The 22,641-nt window shown below is 64.6% G+C and carries 20 protein-coding genes; 15 read left to right on the top strand and 5 right to left on the bottom strand.

Translation table 11 applies throughout. The features are described from left to right. The first annotated feature begins 4 nt into the window (after positions 1–4). The 6 genes from ACP2YO_RS01320 to ACP2YO_RS01295 all read left to right on the top strand — a co-directional run bounded on the left by ACP2YO_RS01320 (position 5) and on the right by ACP2YO_RS01295 (position 4,945). Positions 5–1,336, top strand: a complete 1,332-nt coding sequence (locus ACP2YO_RS01320; RefSeq protein WP_426438330.1) for an ammonium transporter — start codon at positions 5–7, stop codon at positions 1,334–1,336. A 94-nt stretch (positions 1,337–1,430) separates the two neighbouring features. After that, complete coding sequence (locus ACP2YO_RS01315) at positions 1,431–1,745, top strand: ArsR/SmtB family transcription factor (RefSeq protein ID WP_426438328.1); 315 nt, start codon at positions 1,431–1,433, stop codon at positions 1,743–1,745. Further along, positions 1,742–2,101, top strand: coding sequence for an SRPBCC family protein (locus ACP2YO_RS01310; protein ID WP_426438326.1), 360 nt, complete (start codon positions 1,742–1,744; stop codon positions 2,099–2,101). Before ACP2YO_RS01315 ends, ACP2YO_RS01310 begins: the two co-directional genes overlap by 4 nt. A gap of 37 nt (positions 2,102–2,138) precedes the next feature. Continuing rightward, complete coding sequence (locus ACP2YO_RS01305) at positions 2,139–2,741, top strand: ATP-dependent Clp protease proteolytic subunit (protein WP_426438324.1); 603 nt, start codon at positions 2,139–2,141, stop codon at positions 2,739–2,741. Positions 2,742–3,118: 377 nt separating this feature from the next. After that, entirely contained in the window at positions 3,119–3,457 is a 339-nt protein-coding gene (locus ACP2YO_RS01300; RefSeq protein ID WP_029080945.1) for a P-II family nitrogen regulator, read from the top strand. 39 nt (positions 3,458–3,496) lie between these two features. Beyond that, complete coding sequence (locus ACP2YO_RS01295) at positions 3,497–4,945, top strand: ammonium transporter (RefSeq protein ID WP_426438321.1); 1,449 nt, start codon at positions 3,497–3,499, stop codon at positions 4,943–4,945. Between the two features lie 207 nt (positions 4,946–5,152). On the opposite strand, the gene ACP2YO_RS01290 is transcribed toward ACP2YO_RS01295, so the two are convergent. Beyond that, complete coding sequence (locus ACP2YO_RS01290) at positions 5,153–5,926, bottom strand: GGDEF domain-containing protein (protein ID WP_426438319.1); 774 nt, start codon at positions 5,924–5,926, stop codon at positions 5,153–5,155. Between the two features lie 302 nt (positions 5,927–6,228). Here ACP2YO_RS01290 and ACP2YO_RS01285 point away from each other — a divergent pair, with 302 nt between their 5' ends. The 3 genes from ACP2YO_RS01285 (at position 6,229) to ACP2YO_RS01275 (ending at position 10,879) form a co-directional block, all read left to right on the top strand. Then, positions 6,229–7,455, top strand: coding sequence for an aminotransferase class I/II-fold pyridoxal phosphate-dependent enzyme (locus tag ACP2YO_RS01285; protein ID WP_426438317.1), 1,227 nt, complete (start codon positions 6,229–6,231; stop codon positions 7,453–7,455). Positions 7,456–7,471: 16 nt separating this feature from the next. Continuing rightward, positions 7,472–9,949 carry a DNA translocase FtsK gene (locus ACP2YO_RS01280; RefSeq protein ID WP_426438315.1) on the top strand — a complete coding sequence of 826 codons (2,478 nt, stop codon included), beginning with the start codon at positions 7,472–7,474 and terminating at the stop codon, positions 9,947–9,949. Between the two features lie 96 nt (positions 9,950–10,045). After that, positions 10,046–10,879, top strand: coding sequence for an outer membrane lipoprotein carrier protein LolA (locus ACP2YO_RS01275; protein WP_426438313.1), 834 nt, complete (start codon positions 10,046–10,048; stop codon positions 10,877–10,879). Between the two features lie 128 nt (positions 10,880–11,007). On the opposite strand, the gene ACP2YO_RS01270 is transcribed toward ACP2YO_RS01275, so the two are convergent. Next, the gene (locus ACP2YO_RS01270) at positions 11,008–14,814 is read right to left on the bottom strand and encodes an IPT/TIG domain-containing protein (RefSeq protein ID WP_426438311.1); all 3,807 of its coding nucleotides are present in this window, start codon (positions 14,812–14,814) and stop codon (positions 11,008–11,010) included. 222 nt (positions 14,815–15,036) lie between these two features. Between ACP2YO_RS01270 and ACP2YO_RS01265 the strand changes: the two genes are divergently transcribed. From ACP2YO_RS01265 to ACP2YO_RS01255, 3 genes are all read left to right on the top strand, one after another. Next, positions 15,037–15,585 (top strand): phage tail protein, encoded by a 549-nt coding sequence (locus ACP2YO_RS01265; protein WP_426438309.1) that lies wholly within the window; start codon positions 15,037–15,039, stop codon positions 15,583–15,585. Then, positions 15,582–16,109 (top strand): N-acetyltransferase family protein, encoded by a 528-nt coding sequence (locus tag ACP2YO_RS01260; protein ID WP_426438307.1) that lies wholly within the window; start codon positions 15,582–15,584, stop codon positions 16,107–16,109. The genes ACP2YO_RS01265 and ACP2YO_RS01260 overlap by 4 nt, the downstream gene beginning before the upstream one ends. A 64-nt stretch (positions 16,110–16,173) precedes the next feature. Beyond that, on the top strand, positions 16,174–16,989 hold the full coding sequence (locus ACP2YO_RS01255) for an exodeoxyribonuclease III (RefSeq protein ID WP_426438305.1): 816 nt from the start codon (positions 16,174–16,176) through the stop codon (positions 16,987–16,989). Between the two features lie 189 nt (positions 16,990–17,178). Here ACP2YO_RS01255 and ACP2YO_RS01250 read toward each other — a convergent pair whose 3' ends face one another. Then, on the bottom strand, positions 17,179–17,619 hold the full coding sequence (locus ACP2YO_RS01250; RefSeq protein WP_426438303.1) for a cyclic nucleotide-binding domain-containing protein: 441 nt from the start codon (positions 17,617–17,619) through the stop codon (positions 17,179–17,181). Positions 17,620–17,676: 57 nt separating this feature from the next. Then, positions 17,677–18,363 (bottom strand): response regulator transcription factor, encoded by a 687-nt coding sequence (locus ACP2YO_RS01245; RefSeq protein WP_044539278.1) that lies wholly within the window; start codon positions 18,361–18,363, stop codon positions 17,677–17,679. Positions 18,364–18,605: 242 nt separating this feature from the next. Here ACP2YO_RS01245 and ACP2YO_RS01240 point away from each other — a divergent pair, with 242 nt between their 5' ends. Further along, positions 18,606–19,145, top strand: a complete 540-nt coding sequence (locus tag ACP2YO_RS01240) for a L,D-transpeptidase family protein (RefSeq protein WP_426438300.1) — start codon at positions 18,606–18,608, stop codon at positions 19,143–19,145. Between the two features lie 18 nt (positions 19,146–19,163). Further along, entirely contained in the window at positions 19,164–19,949 is a 786-nt protein-coding gene (locus tag ACP2YO_RS01235; protein ID WP_426438298.1) for a 2-keto-4-pentenoate hydratase, read from the top strand. A 180-nt stretch (positions 19,950–20,129) separates the two neighbouring features. Here the strand turns inward: ACP2YO_RS01235 and ACP2YO_RS01230 are convergent, their stop codons facing one another. After that, positions 20,130–20,819 carry a YggS family pyridoxal phosphate-dependent enzyme gene (locus ACP2YO_RS01230; protein ID WP_426438296.1) on the bottom strand — a complete coding sequence of 230 codons (690 nt, stop codon included), beginning with the start codon at positions 20,817–20,819 and terminating at the stop codon, positions 20,130–20,132. Between the two features lie 109 nt (positions 20,820–20,928). On the opposite strand from ACP2YO_RS01230, the gene ACP2YO_RS01225 reads away from it, so the two are divergent. Beyond that, a complete protein-coding gene (locus ACP2YO_RS01225; protein WP_426438294.1) occupies positions 20,929–22,620 on the top strand; it encodes a sensor domain-containing diguanylate cyclase in 1,692 nt (563 codons plus the stop codon). Positions 22,621–22,641: the final 21 nt, after the last annotated feature.

Raw genomic sequence — 22,641 nt, 5'->3', positions numbered from 1 at the left:
GATGATGGGGGCACGGGCTCTTCGTGCAGCGATCTCAGCTGCGCCGATCAATGCTGCAATCCTGCTCGCGCTGGGTACGCCGGCTTTCGCCCAAGGCACGACTGTCAATCCGACCGTCAACTCGACCATCAACCCGGCCGACACCGCGTGGATGATCATCGCTACAGCGCTGGTGCTGATGATGACGATCCCGGGGCTCGCGCTGTTCTACTCCGGCATGGTGCGCAAGAAGAACGTGCTGGCGACGATGGCGCAGAGCCTCGCTGCGGTTGCGATCGTCTCGATCCTCTGGGTCACCTTCGGCTATTCGCTGAGCTTCGTCGGCGACGGTCCGTGGCTCGGCACGCTCGACCGCTGGTTCCTTGCGGGCATGACGATGGACAGCGTCAATCCGGCGGCGAAGACCATCCCCGAAGCGCTGTTCATGCTGTACCAGATGACGTTTGCGATCATCACCGTGGCGCTGGTGGCAGGCTCGGTCGCCGACCGGATGCGGTTTTCCGCCTATCTGCTGTTCTCGATCGGCTGGTTCGTTTTCGCCTATGTGCCGCTGGCGCATTGGGTGTGGGGCGGCGGCTTCCTGGGCTCGATGGGCGTGCTGGATTTCGCCGGCGGCCTCGTCGTGCATCTGTCCGCCGGCGTCAGCGGCCTGGTCGCTGCGAAGGTGATGGGCCGCCGTCACGGCTATGGCAGCGACAACCTCTCGCCGTTCGACCTGTCGCTCGCGGTGGTCGGCACCGGCCTGCTCTGGGTCGGCTGGTTCGGCTTCAACGGCGGTTCGGCGCTGGCAGCCAACGCGCACGCGGTGATGGCGATCATCGCCACCCATCTTGCGGCCTGCGCGGGCGCATTGACCTGGGGTGCGCTCGAATGGGCGAAGCGGCGCAAGCCGTCGGTGCTCGGCATGATCTCGGGCGCGGTCGCCGGTCTCGGCACCATCACGCCGGCGTCCGGCTTCGTCGCACCATGGCACGGCATCATCATCGGCATCATCGCCGGTCTTGTCTGTTACTGGGCCTGCACCTGGCTGAAGCATCGCTTCGATTACGACGATTCGCTCGATGTGTTCGGCGTTCACGGCATCGGCGGCATGACCGGTACGTTGCTGGCGGGCGTCTTCGCCGCGTCGGCGATCGGCGGCACCGCCGGTCTGTTGGAGGGCCGTCCGCAGCAGCTCCTGATCCAGCTCTATGGCGTGGCCGTCACCTTCGCCTGGTGCGGCGGTGTGACGTTTGTGCTGCTCAAACTGGTCAGCGTGTTCGTGCCGCTGCGCGTCTCGCTGCAGCAGGAGCTCGAAGGCCTCGACATTTCGCAGCACGGTGAAGCGCTGCAGTAAAACGGCCGGTTCGTCTGGGTTCATTTGAACAGCTGACAAATTTGGAGGTCGCTTCGGGCTTGCGCGTCACATAAGTATATGCTTATGTGTTGCCATGATTGAAGCCGACATCTTCAAGGCGCTGGCCGACCCCACCCGCCGAAAGGTCTTTGAAAAGCTCGCTGGCGGAAGCCTGAATGCGAGCGCCTTGCGCGATGGAATCGAGATCAGCCAACCGGCGATGTCGCAGCATCTCGCGGTGCTGCGTGCGGCCGGACTGGTGCGCGAACAGCGCCAGGGCCGCTTTGTGAACTACGAGGTCGATCCGGACGGTATCGCCAGCATCGCCAGATGGTTTGCACACTACCGCGCTTACTGGCCGAAGCGCGTGGATGCGCTCCGCGACCTGTTGAGGGACATGGATCAATGAGCGACGCAATCGAGCCTGACGATCACGCCGACGCCGCCCTGGTGCTCGAATATGACCTCGATGCGCCGCCCGAAAAAGTCTGGCGCGCCGTCACCATTCCCGCGCTGCGCCAACGCTGGCTTCCCGATTCCGACCTCGCCCGCGCCGAGCCTGAATCGTCGGTAACGGGCGAGGAAGTGCGCTACCGCCTCCGCGATACCGAGCCACCGTATCGCGAAAGCCATGTCATCTTCCGGATCGAACCGAACGAGGCTGGCGGCACCCGGTTTCGCATCATTCAGGAAGCCTGTGACGACAGGCGAAACTTGCCGCAGGCAGCCAACAGCAACGGCCGCTGCCTGATGCGCGTAGCCTAAATCCAGAATTCATCACAAGCTGAAATGGAGGTCGCCGATGCGCGACATGATGCAGCTCGTCCCTATGGTCGTTGAACAGTCAGCCCGCGGCGAACGATCGTTCGACATCTATTCCAGGCTGTTGCGCGAGCGCATCATCTTCCTGAACGGCGAGGTCAATGATGCCATGTCCGGACTGGTCTGCGCGCAGCTTCTGTTCCTGGAGGCGGATAACCCGAACAAGCCGATCAATCTCTACATCAACTCCTATGGCGGCGTGATCACCAGCGGGCTTGCGATGTACGACACCATGCAATTCATCAAGGCGCCGGTACATACGCTGTGCATGGGCACCGCGCGCTCGATGGGGTCGTTCCTGCTGATGGCCGGCGAACCGGGCCACCGCGCCGCCTTGCCCAACGCCAGCCTTCACGTGCATCAGCCGCTCGGCGGCTTCCAGGGCCAGGCTTCCGATATCCTGATCCATGCCACCGAAATACAGGAGACCAAGCGGCGGATCACCCGGCTCTACGCGCAGCATTGCGGGCGCCGTGAGGAGGAGGTGGAGCGGACGCTGGACCGCGATCATTTCATGACCGCGCAGCAGGCCCGCGAGTGGGGCTTGATCGACAAGGTTCTCGCGCAGCGCGACCCTGCCTGATCTTCGTGCGGCGGCCACATCTCGGGGACCTCGGCATTTCGCAGCGCGGCGAGACGCTCCTGATAATCCACCTTATCTGGATACCGTAAACCTGCCACTGCACTGGGCAAGATTATGTCCGGAGTCTGTCGCGCCCACGTTTTAAACAGATGTGATTATATTTTAGGCGCGACGGAATGGCGCATTTCTGACGATCTCCCGCAAAGCGGGAAAAGGTCCGGATTCATAACCTGTTAGGGAGCGCCGCCAATCTGGCACGGCATTTGATTCTAAGGGTCCCGGCTGTGCCCGCGTGTTGGAAGCTCTCCGCGTGGTGACCCTCAGTCGCAAAATCTCCCGGTGCTTGTTCGCACCGGGCCCAAGCGGGGATAGGACTCATGAAAATTGTTATGGCGATCATCAAGCCATTCAAGCTCGAAGAGGTCCGTGACGCCCTGACCGCCATTGGCGTTCACGGTCTCACGGTGACGGAAGTCAAAGGCTACGGACGTCAGAAAGGCCACACGGAGATTTATCGCGGCGCCGAATATGCCGTGAGCTTCCTGCCCAAGATCAAGATCGAGGTCGCAGTCGCCTCCGATCAGGTCGACAAGACCATCGACGCCATCACCTCCGCCGCCAAGACCGGACAGATCGGTGACGGCAAGATCTTCGTCATCAGCCTCGAGCATGCGGTGCGTATCCGCACTGGCGAGGCGGATGCCGCGGCCCTCTGATTTCGCGTTCAAACCTTAAGACCTCAGGAGTTAAATAACATGACGTTCAAGCGTCCCTATGGCGCGGGACTGGCGGCCCTCGCGGTCGGCATCTTCGCCACCACCGCGGCCTACGCCGAGCCAACCGTCAACAAAGGCGACAACGCCTGGATGCTGACCTCGACGGTGCTGGTGCTGTTGATGACCATCCCGGGCCTTGCGCTGTTCTATGGCGGCCTCGTCCGCTCCAAGAACATGCTCTCGGTGCTGGCGCAGGTGTTCTACACCGTCTGCATCGTCACGATCCTCTGGGCCCTCTACGGCTACAGCCTCGCCTTCACCGGCGGTTCCGACTTCATCGGCGGCTTCTCCAAGGCCTTCCTGATGGGCGTAACCCCCGATTCCAAGGCAGCGACCTTCAGCGTCGACGCCAACATCTCGGAGCTGGTCTATGTCTGCTTCCAGATGACCTTCGCGGCGATCACCCCCGCCCTCATCGTCGGCGCCTTTGCCGAACGCATGAAGTTCGCGGCGATCGCGCTGTTCATCCCGCTCTGGGTCACCCTGATCTACTTCCCGATCGCGCACATGGTCTGGTACTGGGCCGGTCCGGACGCGATCCAGGATGCAGCCAAGGCGCTCGCTGCAGCGGCTGACGGTGCGGCCAAGGTCGCGGCCCAGGCCAAGCTCGATGAAGTCAACGCCGACGCCGGCTGGGTCTTCAAGAAGGGCGCGATCGACTTCGCAGGCGGCACCGTGGTGCATATCAACGCCGGTATCGCCGGTCTCGTCGGCGCACTCCTGATCGGCAAGCGCACCGGCTACGGCAAGGACCTGATGGCTCCGCACTCGCTGACCATGACCATGATCGGCGCCTCGCTGCTCTGGGTCGGCTGGTTCGGCTTCAACGCCGGTTCCAACCTCGAAGCCAATGGCGGCGCTGCGCTCGCCATGACCAACTCCTTCGTGGCCACGGCCGCGGCGGCGCTGTCCTGGATGTTCGCGGAATGGATCATCAAGGGCCATCCCTCGCTGCTCGGCGCGCTCTCCGGCGCGGTCGCGGGCCTCGTCGCGGTGACGCCGGCGGCCGGTTACTCCGGTCCGATGGGCGCCATCGTACTCGGCCTCGTGGTCGGTGTGGTCTGCCTGTTCTTCTGCACCGTCGTGAAGAACGCGCTCGGCTATGACGACTCGCTCGACGTGTTCGGCGTCCACTGCGTCGGCGGCATCGTCGGCGCGCTCGGCACCGGCATCCTGGTCAACCCGGCGCTCGGTGGCGCCGGCATCATCGACTACACCGCGATCCCGCCGAAGGTCGCCGACTACGACTTCGCTGCGCAGATGATCTCGCAGTGCTGGGGCGTCTGCACCACGCTGGTGGTGTCGGGCATCGGTTCGGCGATCCTCTACAAGGTCGTCGACGTGATCGTCGGCCTGCGCGCCAACGTCGAGACCGAGCGTGAAGGCCTCGACATCACCGAGCACACGGAGCGCGCTTACAACATGTGAGTTCTCCCGGGACTTGGCGCCCTCGGGCGCCAGGTCCAGAACTACGGTTCGGGCACATACCCGGCAATGCCAGGACCGTTGAGGGGCTCCAGCGCAAGTTGGAGCCCCTTTCTTTTTTTGGCGGCGGGCTCTGCTCCCTCTCCCGCAAGCGCCCGCAAGCGGGGGAGGTGAGAAGAGTTCGCAGAGAGAGACTAAGATGCGATCAAATCACGCCGCATCGCGCGCGTGCTCGACGCGATCGCGGCCGGCGCGCTTGGCGATATAGAGCGCCTGGTCGGCGGTCCGCATCAGATCGGCCAGTTCGAAGCCGCTTCGCTTCACGGTGAAGCCGATGCTGATCGTGACCGGGAGCCGCGTCACGTCGTCGAAGATCGTCCGCGCCGCGCAGTCGCGGCGGATCTCCTCGGCGCCGTGTGCCGCCTGATCGTCGTTCAGGCCGGTCAGCACGGCAGCAAATTCTTCGCCGCCATAGCGGGCAACCAGCGCGCCGTGCCGGATCGCAAACTGCCGCAACACGTCGGCGATCTCGACCAGCACCTTGTCGCCGATTTCATGCCCGTAGCGGTCGTTGATCGATTTGAAATGATCGATGTCGCACATCAGGACCGCCACGGCCGCGCCATCTGCCTGCGCCTTGCCGAGCGCTGCTGCCGCCGTGACATCGAATCCCCGCCGATTCAGCAGGCCGGTCAATTGGTCGGTCTCCGAGATCCGGGCGAGCTCGCGGCGCGCCCGCGCCAGCTCCAGCATCAGCCGGCCGGCGCGATAGGACATCGCGCCGCTGAGCGCCACCGCGATGAAGCCGCCCGCCAGCAGTCCGAAGAGTTGCATCTGCCCGACCGTGATAGACGCGGCGAAGTCGCTGCCAAAAACCAGCGCGCCCATGGTGAAGGACATCACGGCGCTCGCGCCTGCGGCGATCGCCATGATCTTGGCTGTGCGGCGCACGACGTCGCGATGTGTTTCGATCTTGATGGCCATTGCTCTGCGCGCGCGCTCTGCGAATGGCGGAGTGTTCGTCCCGCGCACATTGCCAAATGCTGAAGGAACTCAAGCAGCCCGCCGTGGCGTTAAGGGCGGGTAAAACCCATTGAGATAATTCGCCGAATCCCGCCCTAAGGCGGATCGCCGCGACACGCCGGAAATCCGGCGAAGCCACCAAATCGTACCCCGCCGCCGATGGTTAATCGCGTCTTAACCTCGCCCTATCTATGGTGATTTGATCGGTTTACGGTCGGACCTCCCCACCCCCTGACCGCAGTGAAAGTGCTGGCGCTTCAACCATGGCAATGACCGCCTCATCCGGCGTGGCGCAGGGCGCCGGCAATGTCGCATCCGCCGGCCAGGCGGAGCGCTCGCCGTTCCTGCGCACGACCGAGCTTTTGGCCCCCTATCAGCCGGCTAAGCCGTTGATTACGCTGTCGTTGGGCGAGCCGCAGCACCCCGTGCCTGACTTTGTCGGGCCGGTGCTGGCAAAACATACCGCCGAATTCGGCCGCTATCCGATCGCCAAGGGCATCGAGCCGTTCCGCCGCACGGTGGCGGCCTGGCTGTCGAGCCGGTTCCATCTGCCGCGTCCGGTCGATCCGGAGAACGAGGTCATCGTATTGAACGGTAGCCGCGAAGGGCTGTTCTTCGCTGCGATCACCGCCGCGCGCTATGTCTCGCCGCGCAAGGGCGTACCTGCGATCCTGATGCCGAATCCGTTCTACCCGGCTTACGGCGCCGGCGCCCGCGCCGCCGGCTGCGAGCAGATCTATCTGCCAACCACGCTCGCCAACGGCTTCCTGCCCGACCTCGATTCGATCGACGAGGCGACGCTGGCGCGCACCGTCGCGTTCTTCATCGCCTCGCCTGCGAACCCGCAAGGATCGGTCGCCTCGCGCGACTATCTCATCCGCCTGAAGCAGCTCGCCGACCGCTACGGCTTCATCATCCTCTCGGACGAATGCTACTCGGAGATCTATACCAAGCAGCCCCCCGGCAGCATTCTGGAATGCGCCGGCCCCGACTTCAGCAATGTGGTCGCGTTCCAGTCGCTGTCGAAGCGCTCGAACCTGCCAGGCATGCGCGTCGGCTTCGCCGCGGGCGACAAGAATTTTCTGGCCGCGTTCCATGAATTGCGCAATGTCGCCGCACCGCAGGTGCCGGTGCCGCTGCAGCATGTCGCGGTCGCAGCCTACAGCGACGAGGCGCATGTCGAGGAAAATCGCCGGCTCTATCGCATCAAGTTCGATTTCGCCGACCAGATCCTCGGCAACCGCTACGGCTACAAGCGGCCCGCCGGCGGCTTCTGCGTCTGGCTCGACGTCTCCGACCGCGGCGGCGACGAGGCCACGGCGGTGCGTCTCTATCGCGACGCCGGCGTACGGGTGATCCCCGGCAGCTATCTGGCGCGCGAGCAGAACGACGGTTCCAATCCGGGCGCGGGCTATATCCGCCTTGCGCTCGTCTCCGACAGCGAGTCTACAGCCGAAGCTCTGCATCGGCTGGTCGAAACCCTGGGTTAATCGCCAAGCGCGAAGATTGAGCATGCCAGCGATCGAACGTGTCATTCCCCTGGTCGGCCATCTGCCGCTCTCGATTCGCGAGGCGCTGGCACGGCGGCTGCGCGAGCTGATGGGGCTCGGCCTGATCGCGCTATCGGGCGCGCTCACTGCTGCGCTGATGACGTGGTCGGTACAGGATCCGTCCCTGAGCCACGCCACCTCGCGCGCGATCCGCAACGTGCTCGGCTATCCCGGCGCGATCGGCGCCGACCTGTTGATGCAGATCCTCGGGCTCGGCGCGATCATGCTGATCCTGCCGGTTGCGGTGTGGGGCTGGCGAATGCTGACGCACCGCGCCTTCGACCGCGAGGCGCTGCGGCTCGGCTGCTGGGTGCTCTGCACGGTGATCGCGGCCGGCTTCGTCAGCTGCTGGCCGCACAACACCGCATGGCCGCTGCCGACCGGGCTTGGCGGCGTGGTCGGCGACGCGCTGGTGCGCGCGCCGGCGGTCGTGCTTGGTCCGCCCGGCTTCATCTATCGTCTCGTGCTCGGCCTTATCCTGTTCGTCGCGATGGTGGCCTGCTTCCTGTTTGCCTGCGGCTGGGGCGCGAAGGAAAGCGATCCGGAATTGACGCCGATAGCAGACGACGACGAGCCGTTCGTCGAGGAGGAAGAGAACGATCGTAGCTCGGTCTCGTTGGGCTGGTTGTTCCACGCGCTGATGAGCACCAAGGCACGGCTCGGCTGGCTGTTCGGGACGGCCTACAAATCGCTGGTGTCGAGCGCGCCGCAGAGCCGAATCGCCGCCTTCGAGCGGCAGGAGCCCAGCATCGGCGGCAACGGCCGCGCGGCGCCGTCGATCACGCCTGCCGATGAACACGACGACGAGCACGAGGCGGAAGATTTCGGCGGCGACGAGGAGGACGAAGAGGAAGCCCCCGCGCCCCGCGCCCCGCGCAAGAAGGCTGAGCCGCGCGTCAAGAAGAAATCCTCCGACAAGTTCGAGCTGCCGTCTGTCGCGGTGCTCAGCGCGCCGAAGGCGAGTGACCGCCAGCCGCTCAGCAAGGCCGAACTGGAAGCCAATTCGCGTGCGCTCGAAGGCGTGCTGCAGGATTTCGGCGTGCGCGGGGAGATCGTCAAAGCCAATCCCGGCCCGGTCGTCACGCTGTACGAACTCGAGCCCGCGCCCGGCATCAAGTCGTCGCGCGTGATCGGCCTCTCCGACGACATCGCGCGTTCGATGAGCGCGCTGTCGGCGCGCGTCGCCGTCGTCGCCGGCCGCAACGCGATCGGCATCGAGCTGCCGAACGCCCATCGCGAGAAGGTTTACTTGCGCGAGCTGCTGGTGGCGAAAGAGAGCATCGACTCGGTTGCGAAGCTGCCGCTCTGCCTCGGCAAGACGATCGGCGGCGACCCTGTGATCATCGACCTCGCGCGCACGCCGCATATGCTGATCGCCGGCACCACCGGCTCCGGCAAATCGGTCGCGATCAACACCATGATCCTCAGCCTGGTCTACCGGCTGCGTCCGGATCAGTGCCGCCTGATCATGGTCGACCCCAAGATGCTCGAACTCTCCGTCTATGACGGCATCCCGCATTTGCTGACCCCCGTCGTGACCGATCCGAAGAAGGCCGTCGTCGCGCTGAAATGGGCCGTGCGCGAGATGGAAGAGCGCTACAAGCGGATGGCCAAGCTCGGCGTGCGCAACATCGACGGCTACAACCAGCGCCTCGTCGATGCCAAGGGCAAGGGCGAGGAGCTGACGCGCACCGTTCACACCGGCTTCGACAAGGAAAGCGGCAAGGCGATCTACGAGGAAGAAAAACTCGACCTCGAGCCGCTGCCCTACATCGTCATCATCGTCGACGAAATGGCCGACCTGATGATGGTCGCCGGCAAGGACATCGAAGGCGCGGTGCAGCGCCTCGCGCAGATGGCGCGCGCCGCCGGCCTGCACGTCATCCTCGCCACGCAGCGTCCGTCGGTCGACGTCATCACCGGCACCATCAAGGCGAACTTCCCGACCCGCATCGCGTTCCAGGTGACGTCGAAGATCGACAGCCGCACCATTTTGGGTGAAATGGGCGCCGAGCAGCTGCTCGGCCAGGGCGACATGCTGTACATGGCGGGCGGCGGTCGCATCAGCCGCGTGCACGGCCCGTTCGCCTCCGACGAGGAAGTCGAGAAGGTGGTGCGTCACCTGAAGACGCAAGGCCAGCCCGAATATCTCGAAGCCGTCACCGCGGAAGAGCCGACCGACGAGGACGGCGGCGCCGTGTTCGATGCCACCGGCATGGGCGGGGACGGCGGCGGCGACCTGTTCACGCAGGCGGTTGCGATCGTCAAGCGCGACCGCAAAGCATCGACCTCCTACATTCAGCGCCGGCTGCAAATCGGTTATAACCGCGCTGCGTCGCTGATGGAGCGGATGGAACTCGAAGGTATTGTCGGCCCGGCGAATCACGCCGGCAAGCGCGAGATCCTGGTCGCGGAGGAAGAGGGCCAGTTCTGATCGGGAATCTTCACGGAAAAGCCATATCAGCCTCGGAAGAGGCGCGATAAGATTACACGAAGCGGGACGAGCGTCGAACAGAGACTTACATATCTGATGGAAAAGCACCTCACTCACCGGGGCACGCGCTACGCGCTGGCTCTCCTGGTCTCCGCCGCGATCGCCGGCGCCGCATCTCCCGTCGCCGCGCAGAATGTTCCGACGCCGAAGCCTGCGCCCAAGAATCGTGACACTAATCGTGACGGTAGTCGCGACGGTGGCACGCAGATGAGCGCGCAGGACAAGGGTCCGGCGACCACGGGCGCCACCCAGACGCCGCCGGACCCGGTCATTCCCGATCCGCGCCGCAACGTGCCCGCCAACATCTTCGCGACCTTCGACGCCAACCAGAAAGCGCAGGCCGCCAAGGTCAGCAACTATCTGTCCTCGCTGCAGACGCTGGTCGGAAACTTCGTTCAGGTCGGACCCGACGGCAGCAAGACCAAGGGCGATTTCTACATCCAGAAGCCCGGCAAGGTGCGCTTCGAATATGATGATCCGTCTCCGGTCGAAATCATCGCCGACGGCTCATCGGTCGCGGTGCGCGATCGCCGGCTTGCGACGCAGGACATCTATCCGCTGTCGCAGACGCCGCTGCGCTATCTCTTGTCCGATCGCATCGACCTGATGAAGGACACCAACGTCGTCAGCGTCACCGCCGACGACGTCTTTGTCAGCGTGACCATCGAGGAAAAGCAGGCGCTGATCGGCACCTCGCGCCTGATGCTGATGATCGGCGCCAAGGACGGCAAGCTCAAGCAGTGGACCGTCACCGACCCGCAGGGCTACGACACCACGGTCGCCGTCTACAATCTCGATGTGACGCAGAGGCCCGACCCGTCGATGTTCAAGATCGACTTCACCAAGTACCCGGGCTCCTCGCCAGGTTAAAACGCGGTCAGGTTGGTCACGCTTGCCGGCAGCAAGACGTGGATGGCCGGGACAAGCCCGGGCCATGACGAAGAGGACACGTCAGGGCCAAAGTCTTGTTGTGTCGTATGCGGTGGCGCGCGCGGCCCTCATCGAGCACTGAACGGCACCTGGCCCTTGGCCTTGAAGGTCCAGGTCTGGAAGTCGGAGCCGATGCCGCCATATTCCGCGCCCGCTCCGAGCGTCACACCGCTTTCGAATTTGGCCGCGAGACCTGCAGTGGCGCGAGCCGACCAGCCGTCGAGCAGCGGCGTTGAAGCAAGCGGTACGCCGCCGGCCAGCACGATCGCCGCAGCATTTTCCTGATTGAAATAGTAGTCGCCATACAGGCCGGCATAGGGCGCCAGCACGATGCTGTCGGCCCAGGTGAAGGGATAGATCGCCTTGATGCCGCCGGAGGCACGGCCGGTCGCGAAATCATGACTTCCCTGACGGGTGCCGAGCGAGTCGGTGTAGGCGCCTTCGTTCTCCCACAGCGCGTAGACCTTGGCCGACGGCTCGACGATGAAACCCATGGCCTTGTAGGTACCGGTCAGGCCGGTCGAAACCAGCCAGCGGTTGCCGCTGAAGTTGCCTTGGGCGGTGCCGGCGACGCCGTTATAGCCGATGCCGGAATAGGCCACTGCCGCGTCGTAGCGCAATGTCGGCGTGATCTTCCAGCCAAGATAGGAACCGACGGTCCAGCCGTCGCCGGTCAGTTTGCCGTTGATGTCCTGCTCGGTGTAATTGAAGGTCTCATAGCCACCGACCACACCGACCAGGAAATTCGGCAGCATCCTGTACGTCAACCCCGCCAGCGCATTGACCTGCAGGCCGTAAAGCGAGGCGGCGCTCGTGGTCATACCGGCCGCCGTGTTCGTCGAGGTCAGGCGGTTGAGGCCGGTGCCGCGAACGTCGACCCAGAACAGCCAGTCCTTTTCCTCGCGGTACCTCTTCGGCAGCGCCTTGCGCGGCATCTGCTGATCGATCGCCGCAAAGGCATTGTTGACCCGCGGCGCAGTGCCACGCGTACGTCCGCTAGTGTTGCCGCCCGACGTAGGGTCGGCGCTATAGGCATTGCCCAATCCGTTGCCGGGAATGCCGCCGCCGCCACGCCCCCCGCCGGCAAACGTGGACGCCGACCCGGCGTCGGCCTGATCGTCATCATCTCCGTAAGGATCGGCCGCGAAATTGAACCGGACACCTGACTGGCCCGGTGTCGCGAACGTCCAGTTGTCGGCGAAACCTTCGTCGATGGCCTGGTCGATCGCGCTCGAGATCGCCTGGCCCGAGTTCTGGGCCACGAGCTTGGTGACGTTGATCTGCAACTGACGCAGCTTGACGCTGTCGGCCGGGATGTTGACGGTTTGGTTGATGGCCGGCGAGGTGCTCGCGGCGAAAACCGTGCTGCCATTATAGGTCGCCGTGATCGAGTGACTTCCGACGGCAAGCGTCGTGATGCCGAAGGCGGCGACGCCTCCGGACAGGCTGATGGTGCCGATCGCCACGCCGGCATCCTTGAACACCACGATGCCGGTCGGCGTTCCCCCTGTTGCGGTGACGGTCGCGGTGAACGTCACCGGCTGACCGTAGCTGCTGGGATTGAGCGACGATGTTAGCGTCACATTGGTGGCGACGGCCTGATAGGTGAAGCGGTCGCTTGCGGAAGGCATGCTGGAGCCACTCGCTGTGGTCACCATGATATCGACGGCGCCGGTGCCGGCCGGTGAGATCGCTGTGATCGAGGTCGCCGAGTTGACCGTGAAGCTGGTCGCGGCGGTTGCGCCGAACCTCACTGTGGTCGCACCGGTCAGGTTGGTGCCCGTGATGGTCACCGACGTTCCACCGGCCGGCGGTCCGGTAACCGGCGAAACCGCCGTGATCGTCGGCGCCCCGATGTAAGTGAATTGATCGGTCGGTGTCGTCGGGCTGGTGCCACCCGCGGTCGTCACCGTGATGTCGACGATCCCGGTACCGGGCGGAGAGACGGCGGTGATCGAGGTCGCCGAGTTGACTGTGAAGCTCGTCGCATTGGTCGCGCCAAACTTCACCGCGGTCGCGGCCGTAAGATTTACGCCGGTGATGGTCACCGACGTTCCGCCGGACGACGATCCTGACGTCGGCGCGATCGACGTCACGCCCGGAATGACGACATAGGTGAAGCGATCGGCGGCCGTGACCGCACTGGTGCCGCCCGCCGTCGTCACCGTGATGTCGACAGTCCCGGCACCCGCCGGCGAGATGGCGGTGATCGATGTCGCCGAATTGACGGTGAAGCTGGTGGCATTGGTGGCGCCGAACTTTACGGCCGTCGCGGCTGTGAAGTTGGTCCCGGTGATGGTCACCGACGTTGCACCGCCGGTCGGCCCCACGCTCGGCGAGATCGAGGCGATCGTCGGCAGTCCGGCGTAATTGAACCGATCAGCCGCGGACGTCGCACTGGTTCCGCCCGCGGTGGTGACCGTGATGTCGACCGTGCCTGTGCCGGCCGGCGAGGTCGCGGTGATCGAGGTCGCCGAGTTGACCGTGAAGCTGGCGGCGTTGGTGGCGCCGAACTTCACCGCGGTTGCAGCCGTGAAGCCCGTGCCGGCGACGGTAATAGTTGTGCCGCCCGCGGTCGGTCCCGACGTCGGCGAGATCGACGCCACCGTCGGCGCCGCGAGATAGATGAACTGGTCGGCCGCCGAGGTTGGCGATGTTCCGCCCACGGTCGTGACCTTGATGTCAACGGTACCGGTGCCGGCCGGCGACGTCGCAGTGATCGATGTCGCCGAATTGACCATGAAGCTTGCGGCAGCAGTGGCGCCGAACGTCACCGCGGTGACACCGGTGAAGCCGGTGCCGGTGATCGTCACCGTCGTGCCGCCAGGCGTCGGTCCTGACGTCGGCGAGATCGAGGTCACCGTCGGCGCCGCGACATAGGTGAACTGATCGGCCGCCGAGGTTGCCGACGTCCCGCCCGTTGTCGTGACCCTGATATCGACTGTACCCGCGACCCCGGCCGGCGCGGTCGCGGTGATCGAGGTCGCCGAGTTGACCGTGAAAGTTGTAGCGGCGGTCGCGCCGAACCTCACCGCGGTCGCGCCCGAGAAGTTACTGCCGGTGATCGTCACCGACGTCCCGCCCGCCAGCGGCCCTGATGTCGGCGATATCGAGGAGATGGTCGGCGCCCCAACATAGGTGAATTGATCGGCCGCCGAGGTTGCCGACGTCCCACCCGTTGTCGTGACCCTGATATCGACTGCCCCCGTCCCGGCGGGCGAGGTCGCGGTGATCGAGGTTGCGGAGTTGACCGTAAAGCTTGCAGCAGCGGTCGCACCGAATGTCACCGCGGTCGCGCCTAAGAAATTGGTGCCGGTGAGAGTGATCACCGTTCCACCTGTCTGAGGTCCTGTTGTCGGCGAGATCGACGTCACCGTCGGCGCCGCAATATAGGTGAACTGGTCAGCCCCCGACGTTGCCGAGGTCCCGCCGGTCGTGGTCACCCTGATATCGACCGTGCCGGTCCCGGCCGGCGAGGTCGCGGTGATCGTGGTCGGCGAGACTACCGTAAAGCCCGTCGCCGCGGTCGCGCCGAATACCACCGCAGTCGCGCCGCTGAAGTTGGTGCCGGTGAGCGTCACCGTGGTGCCGCCCGCCCCGGGACCCGTTGTCGGCGAGATCGACGACACCGTCGGCACCGCGACATAGGTGAACTGATCAGCCGCCGACGTTGCCGAGGTCTGCCCGGCATTGGTGACCGTGACGTCCACCGTGCCGGCGGACACGGTCGGCGAGGTGGCGGTGATCTGGGTAGCCGAATTGACGGTGAAGCTCGTCGCATTGGTGGTGCCGAACTTCACGGCCGATGCGCCCGTGAAGCCGTTACCGGTGATGACGACCGACGCCAGCGGCGAATGTGCATTTGGCAACCGCATCGGCCGGCAATCTCTACGCGCCTGCGGGCAGCGCCGCTCCCTACGAGGTGATGGCACCATGCGTCGCTCCCTCCGGTCAAAGCGTGGCGCACAACAACATCATGCCTACACTCGTGGCCAGTTATTGCATGGCCTGGTCAGGTGTTTTCCCAACATCGGGCTAGAGCACGCGGATCAAGCTACGCGCATCGGGCGATTTTCTTGTTTTGAGGAGGAGCAACCGTGTCAGACCCTTACCTTGGCGAAATTCAGGCCTTTCCCTATGGCTGGGCCGTCAACATTTCTTTCAATCAGGCCTGGATGCCCTGTCAGGGGCAGCTTCTCCCGATCCAGCAATTTGCCGCGCTGTTCTCGCTGATCGGGACCTCTTACGGCGGCAACGGCACGAGCAATTTCGCACTGCCGAATCTCAACGCCTGCGTCACCAACAGCCAGGGCACCGGTCCCGGGCTGCAGCCACGCACGATCGGCGAGATGATGGGCGCCCCCTCGGTCATGCTCGTGCAAACCGAGATGGCGCAGCACACGCACGGCCTGCAGCTCGGAGCCGGCGCCGCCACGGGTGCGGCCCCGGGGCCGGGATCGGCCGCCAACATGGCGGTGATCGATCCGACCTTCAACGGATTCGTGGCGCCGCCGGGCAACACCCAGTTCGTGCCCACCGCCATGGGGTTCACCGGCCAGAACCAGGCTCACGACAACATGCAGCCGTACCAGGCCATCGCCTGGTGCATTTGCTACAACGGCATTTTTCCGTCATTCACCTCTTGAGCCTCGAGACGCCGTCGACCGGCGTTGCGGCGCGGCTGGCTCCGCGCGATCCGGCCACGCATCTGAGGCTCGCGGCTCCCGCCGACGAGCCTTTTTTGCGTGATCTCTACAAGAGCTCGCGCGCCGGTGAATTTGCCGCCACCGGCCTTCCGCCCGCCGCGATCGAGCCGCTGCTCGACCAGCAATACCGCGCGCAGGCCGCGGGCTATGCCGCGCAGTTTCCCGGCGCCGTCGCGCTGATCATCCTTTATCGCGACGCGCCGGTTGGACGGCTGATCCTCGAGGCCGCCGATCTCAGCTGGCGCATCGTCGATCTCGCATTGCTTGACGCGATGCGCGGGCAGGGAATCGGCAGCGACATCATCGAGGCCGTCGGGCGCGCCGCGTCCACGCACGGCGCGCGCGAACTCTGTCTTGCCGTGCTGTCCGGCAACGCCGCCGCGCGCCGGCTCTACGAGCGGCTCGGCTTCGCCATCAGCGGCGACGATGGCGTACGCATCGCGATGGTCCGGCCGCTGCCGTGAACGGTTGCGTCCCTGTGGACAAGCCGGCAACCGGCGCCGTGAACCGTGCTAAGACGCAGCCCTCATGCGTTTCTCCGTCACGACCTGGAACATTAACTCGGTGCGGCTCCGCATCGATATCGTCGCCAAATTCCTGAAAAGCGCGCGGCCGGACGTGCTGTGCCTGCAGGAGACCAAATGCATCGACGATGCGTTTCCGCTGAAGCGCTTCAAGCGGCTCGGCTATGAGCACGTCGCGCTGAACGGGCAAAAAGGCTATCACGGCGTCGCCATCGTCTCGCGGTTGCCGTTCGAGAGCAGCGACATCAGGACCTTCTGCGACAAGGTCGATTCGCGCCACATCTCGGTTTCCTTCGGTGAAAAGGCGCAGCTCGCGAAGCCGCTGGTGCTACATAACTTCTACGTGCCGGCCGGCGGCGACATTCCGGATCCCGCGCTCAATCCGAAGTTCGAGCACAAGCTGCAATTCCTCGACGAGATGAAAGCGTGCGAGCCGCTGCACCCGCGCGGCGACGATCGGCACATCCTGGTGGGCGACCTCAACGTCGCGCCGCATGAGAACGACGTTTGGTCGCACAAGCAGCTATTGAAGGTCGTCTCGCACACGACCATTGAAACCGAGAAGCTGCTCGCCGCGCAGACGCATGGCGAGTGGTTCGACATCGCGCGCGAGCGGATTGCGATGTCGGAAAAGGTCTACACCTGGTGGAGCTATCGCGCCGCCGACTGGACCGTCGGCGACCGCGGCCGCAGGCTCGACCACATCTGGGTCTCGCGCGCGCTAAAGGACCAGGTCAGCGATTTCAAAATCACCCGCGACGCCCGCAGCTGGGAGCGCCCGTCGGATCACGTGCCGGTGACGGCAGTGCTGGAGGTTTAGGGCGACGCTATCGACACCTGCTCGATCTTCGCCTTGCCCCGCCTGCGGGGAGAGGCCACGACGCATGTAGCGAAGCGTAATGCGACGCGGGTGAGGGGGGTCTCCGCGAGTCCGTTGCTCACCATCTTTGCGGATAGAGCCCCTCACCCCGACCCTCTCCCCGTAAGAACGGGGAGAGGGGGAGAAAGATCACGTACTCAGCTTCGCACCCGCCATCAAGATGTCGCTCGCAAGCTGGCTGGTGCGGAGCGCGAGCTCGTCGCGCAGGCGGCGCGCGGCGGGGGGGTCGCTTTCCAGGACGCGCTGAAACAGGCTGCGCGCCACGCGGATGACGGTGGCGCGTTCCAGTGCGGTTGCGGTCGAAGGCCGCTTCATTGCCACGATCAGGGCGAGTTCGCCGATCAGGGCGCCGGGGCCGGCCACGATCTCGGCGCCGCCTTCCTCGACCCGGAACGCGCCGCGCTGCACGACGTAGCCGGCATCGGCGTCGTCGCCGGCCTTGAACAGCACGTCGCCCTGGTTGAAATCGCGTTGCTCGGAGCCGATCGCGAGCATGCGCAACGAGGTATCGCCCAACAGACGCATCGTCGGGACCCGCTCGAGCAGGGCTACATCATCATCGATCGACATTCAGGGCCGGTGACCGGGGTGCGCCTCGATTTCACGAATCGTTGAGCGCGAATCGTATCACGGCACCAGCTTGTAGCCACCGGCTTCCGTCACCAGGATCTCCGGATTGGCGGCGTCTTTCTCGATCTTCTGCCTGAGACGGTAGATGTGGGTCTCCAGCGTATGGGTGGTCACACCCGAATTATAGCCCCAGACCTCCTGCAGGAGGGTCTCGCGCGACACCGGCATCTGGCCGGCGCGGTAGAGGAAGCGCAGGATCGCGGTCTCCTTCTCGGTCAGCCGCACCTTCCGGGCGTTGGCGCCAGTGAGCATCTTCGAGCCGGGCCGGAAAGAGTAGGGACCGACCGAGAACACGGCGTCCTCGCTGGCCTCGTGCTGACGCAGCTGGGCCCGGATCCGGGCCAGCAGCACCGCAAACCGAAACGGCTTTGCCACATAGTCGTTGGCGCCGGATTCGAGGCCGAGAATAGTGTCCGAATCGGTGTCGTGGCCGGTCAGCATGATGATCGGGGCCTTGAAGCCGCCCTTGCGCAGGGAGCGGACGACTTCGCGGCCGTCGGTGTCGGGCAGGCCGACATCCATCAGCACCAGGTCGGGGGAATTGGCTTTGGCGGCGCTGGCGCCCTTGGCACCGGTGTCGACTGCGGAGGCTTCGAATTCCTCATGCAGCGACAATTGCTCGACCAGCGTATCGCGCAGATCGGTATCGTCATCCACGATCAAGATCTTGCGGGCATTGGCCATAAGTACATCCTTTTGGGGCAGCGAACGGTCAGAAGCGGACAGCGCTTATGGCCACACTTCAGGTAGGTAGGCCTTCAGGTAGGCGATTGTTACCGATTCACAAGGCGGCGGCAGTCTATCCCAAAATCGGCGAGGGGGAGGTGAATGTCCTGTAATCCCGCCAGATAGAACAACCGAGGCTCGGAAAGCAAGTTTGGATTGGAACGATTCTGAAAGGAAGCCAAGCTATTTCAATCACTTATATGACAGAACAACGTGATCATGCGCTTTCCGCCATCCGCGTTCGCGCCGCTGCCGGCGACCTGCGCCGGGGCTGGCTGACGGCTGATAGCTGGACGGTGTCGGTGGCGCTCGGGCGCGGCGGCATCCTCGCCAACAAGCGCGAGGGCGACGGCGGCACGCCGCGCGGCATCTTCCACCCGCTGCGCCTGTGGTGGCGCGCCGACCGCCATCCGCGGCCAAGATCCTTGCTGCCGACCCGCCCGATCCATCCCCAGGACGCCTGGTGCGAAGACCCCGCCGACCGCCGTTACAACCAGCCGATCAGGCTTGGCCAGGGACAGACCGGCGATCGCCTGACCCGCGAGGATCAGCTCTACGATTTCATCGTCGAGATCGACCACAACGCCGCACCGCGCATCGCCGGCCGTGGCAGCGCGGTGTTCCTGCATCTGGCGCGACCTGATTTTTCGCCGACGGCAGGCTGCGTTTCGATGACGAAGATGTCGATGCTGCGCCTGTTGCGGCGAATGAGCCCGCAGACCAGGATCATCATCGGCTAGCAGGATTGGAATCCGACTATGCTCAACAACGATCAGATCGCCGCCGCATCAAGGGCGCTGCACGACCACTGGCGCGCCGGTACCAAGCTCGGCAACCTCGACAGCGCAATCCGGCCGCGCGATCGCGCCGAGGGCTATGCGGTGCAGGCTGCGCTGGAAAAGACCTCGCGCGAAATACTGTTCGGCTGGAAGATCGCGGCGACCAGCGAGGCCGGCCAGAAGCACATCAATGTCGCGGGGCCGTTGGCTGGACGCATCCTCGCAGAGACCGTGATTGCCGATGGCGGCACGGCCGCGATGACGGGCAACGAGATGCGCGTCGGCGAGCCGGAGTTCGCGTTCCGCATGGCCCGCGACCTGCCGCCGCGCCCAACGCCCTACACCGTTCAGGAGGTACTCGATGCCGTCGCCACGTTGCATCCGGCGATCGAGATTCCGGATTCGCGCTTCGCGGATTTTACCGCGGCCGGCGAAGCGCAGCTAATCGCCGACAATGCTTGCGCGCATTTGTTCGTGCTCGGACCGGCAACATCCGCCGACTGGCGCGCCATGGATCTCGTCGAGCAGCGGCCGACAATCGCGCTGCGCGGCCAGCGCTATATCGGGCACGGCAAGAACGTACTCGGCGATCCCCGCATGCCCTTGGCCTGGCTCGCCAACGAATTGCGCGCGCTCGGGCTGACACTGCGGGTGGGGCAGGCGGTGACGACAGGCACCTGCCATCCACCGCTGCCGATTGCGGCCGGCGATGTCTTCGCGGCGGATTTCGGCGTGCTCGGAAAGGTGTCGGTGAGGTTCGCGTAAGGGATCGCCTTTTCACCTGGCCCCGCTTGCGGGGAGAGGTCGGATTTTACGCGAAGCGAAAAATCCGGGTGAGGGGGAGTCTCCGCGCACTCTTCTACAACCATCTTCGCGGAAGCAGCCCCTCACCCCAACCCTCTCCCCGCAAGAGCGGGGCGAGGGGGGCGCAGCGGCGTTCGCGAACTACCTCGCGCCAAAAATTGCCGATCCCACGCGCACATGGGTGGCGCCCATCTGGATCGCTACGGCAAAATCCGCGCTCATGCCCATTGAGAGATTCTTCAAGCCGTTGCGCGCCGCGATCTTGGCAGTCAGTGCGAAATGCGGCGCCGGCGCATCGTTGACCGGCGGGATGCACATCAGCCCGGAGATCGCGAGCCCATAAGTCTCGCGGCACGAGGCGATGAACGCGTCGGCCTCTCCTGGCGCGATTCCGGCCTTCTGCGGTTCTTCGCCAGTGTTGATCTGGACGAACAATTGCGGCTCTCTGCCCTGAGATTTGATTTCCTTGGCTAACGCTTCGCAAATGCTGACACGGTCGATCGAATGGATCGCATCGAACAGCGCGATCGCTTCCTTGGCCTTGTTCGACTGCAACGGCCCGATCAGATGCAATGCGAGTCCCTGATGGGACTGCATGAGCGCCGGCCATTTGCCCTTGGCCTCCTGCACGCGATTCTCGCCGAATACGCGCTGTCCAGCGTCGATAACGGGCGAAATGGTATCGGCGTCGAAGGTTTTCGACACCGCGATCAGTGTTACGGAGGCGCGGTCGCGCCCCGCTTCCTTGCAGGCGCGCGCAATCTCCTGCTCGACGGCGGCGAGGCCGTTTGGTGAAGGAGCCGATAACGACGTGGTCGGGCTTTGCGTCATGCTTGTGCCGTTTTCTGACAGATGTGGGGGTTGGCTCGAATTTTACCAAATTCGGGAAAGGCTTTTTGAAGCCCTTCATTCTACCTTGGCGCATGGGCAAGGGACGAAAATGTCGGGTGTGACTTTCAACCGCAACCGGGTCAAACTCAAGAAGCTTCTGGGCGTTCGTGCCCGGCTGGCCCTGCTTGCAGTAATGCTGGTCGCCCCCTTGATGCTGGACCGCGTCCGCACGCTGGAGGATTTCCGCACCAAGCAGGTCGCCCAGGCCGCCGAAGAATACGCCAATCTGACCAGCCACGCGGCCGAGACCCAACGCGAGGTGATCTCGTCGGTCGAGACCATGTTGAAATCGGCCGCCTATATCCGCGCCTCCGGCGGCATCGCGCGGAGCTGTGAGGTGCTTCGCGCCAGCCTGCCGACCAACCTGCCGTGGATTCGCAGCATCATGTTCGTCAGCAAGGACGGCGTGGTGCAGTGCTCGACCCTCAACATCCAGGTCGGAATGAACCTTGGCGACCGCGGGTATTTCAGCAAGGCGCAGGAGAGCGGCGGCTTCGTCTTCAGCGACTACCTGATCGGCAAGACCAACGGCCGCCCGATGATGATGGCCGCCTATCCGGTCGCCGCGATCAATCCGGACCAGGATGCCGTCGTCGTCGCCGGCATCAACATTGACTGGCTGTCGCAGATCATGGCCAATCTCGGCGGACGGCCGGGCATGTCGGCGCTGCTGGTCGACTCGACCGGCGTCGTGGTCGCCGCCCCATCAGACCATGCGAGCCTGATCGGCCGCTCGCTCGACACCGTTCCCCTGATGTCGGCGATCGCCGAAAAGGCGCTGAGCTATGACGAGCCCGCCGGATCGGTGTCATTCACCGCGTCCGACGGTGCGCAGCGGACGTTGAGCTTTGCCCGCATCTCCGGAACCGAATCGCGGCTGATCGTGAGCATGGACGAAGCCAAGGTGACGGCGGCGATCAATCGCGAGATCCGCACCGCCTATCTGCAGCTCGGCTTCGTCTGCCTTTTTGTTTTGTTGGGTGCTCTCGTGGGTGCGGAGAAGCTGATCATCCATCCGATCGAGCTGATGACCGGCATGGCACGCCGATTCGGCGAGGGCGACTGGTCCGCGCGCGTCGCCAAGAACCGGCTGCCGTCGGAGTTCGTTCCGCTCGCCCGCGCCTTCAACGCCATGGCCGCCCAGCTCAGCCAGCGCGAGCGCGAACTCGTCGCCTCCAATGACCGGCTCACCGTGATGGCCTCGATCGACGCGCTGTCCGGCCTCGCCAACCGCCGCGGCTTCCAGAGCCGGCTCGATTTCGAGTGGCTGAAGGCACAGCAATATGATTGCACGCTGTCGCTCTTGATGATCGATGTCGATCACTTCAAGCTCTACAACGACACCTACGGTCATCCCGAAGGCGACACCTGCCTCACCAGGATCGGCGAAACGCTGTCCGGCATTGCCGCCGACACATTGGGCTTTGCCGGCCGCTATGGCGGCGAGGAATTCTGCCTGCTGCTGCCGAACACTGACGCCGCCCACGCGCTCGCGATCGGCGAGACCGTGCGCACGGCCATCCTCGGCCTCGGCGTGCCGCATGCCACCTCGAGCCACACCGTCGTCACCGTCAGCGTCGGCGTCGCGACCACGAAGCCGAACGACACCCAGCGCCCCGGCGATTTGATCGAAGCCGCGGATGCCGCTCTCTACGCCGCCAAGCACCGCGGCCGGAATGCGGTCGTGGAGCATGGTTTTGTGAAGATGGTGGACGAAGCCGGGATGGCGCTGGCGAGCTGAGGCGCGTTGACGCCTCTGTCC

Source organism: Bradyrhizobium genosp. P (assembly GCF_049949265.1).
Lineage (GTDB): Bacteria > Pseudomonadota > Alphaproteobacteria > Rhizobiales > Xanthobacteraceae > Bradyrhizobium.
This window is presented reverse-complemented; position numbering and strand designations above follow the sequence as displayed.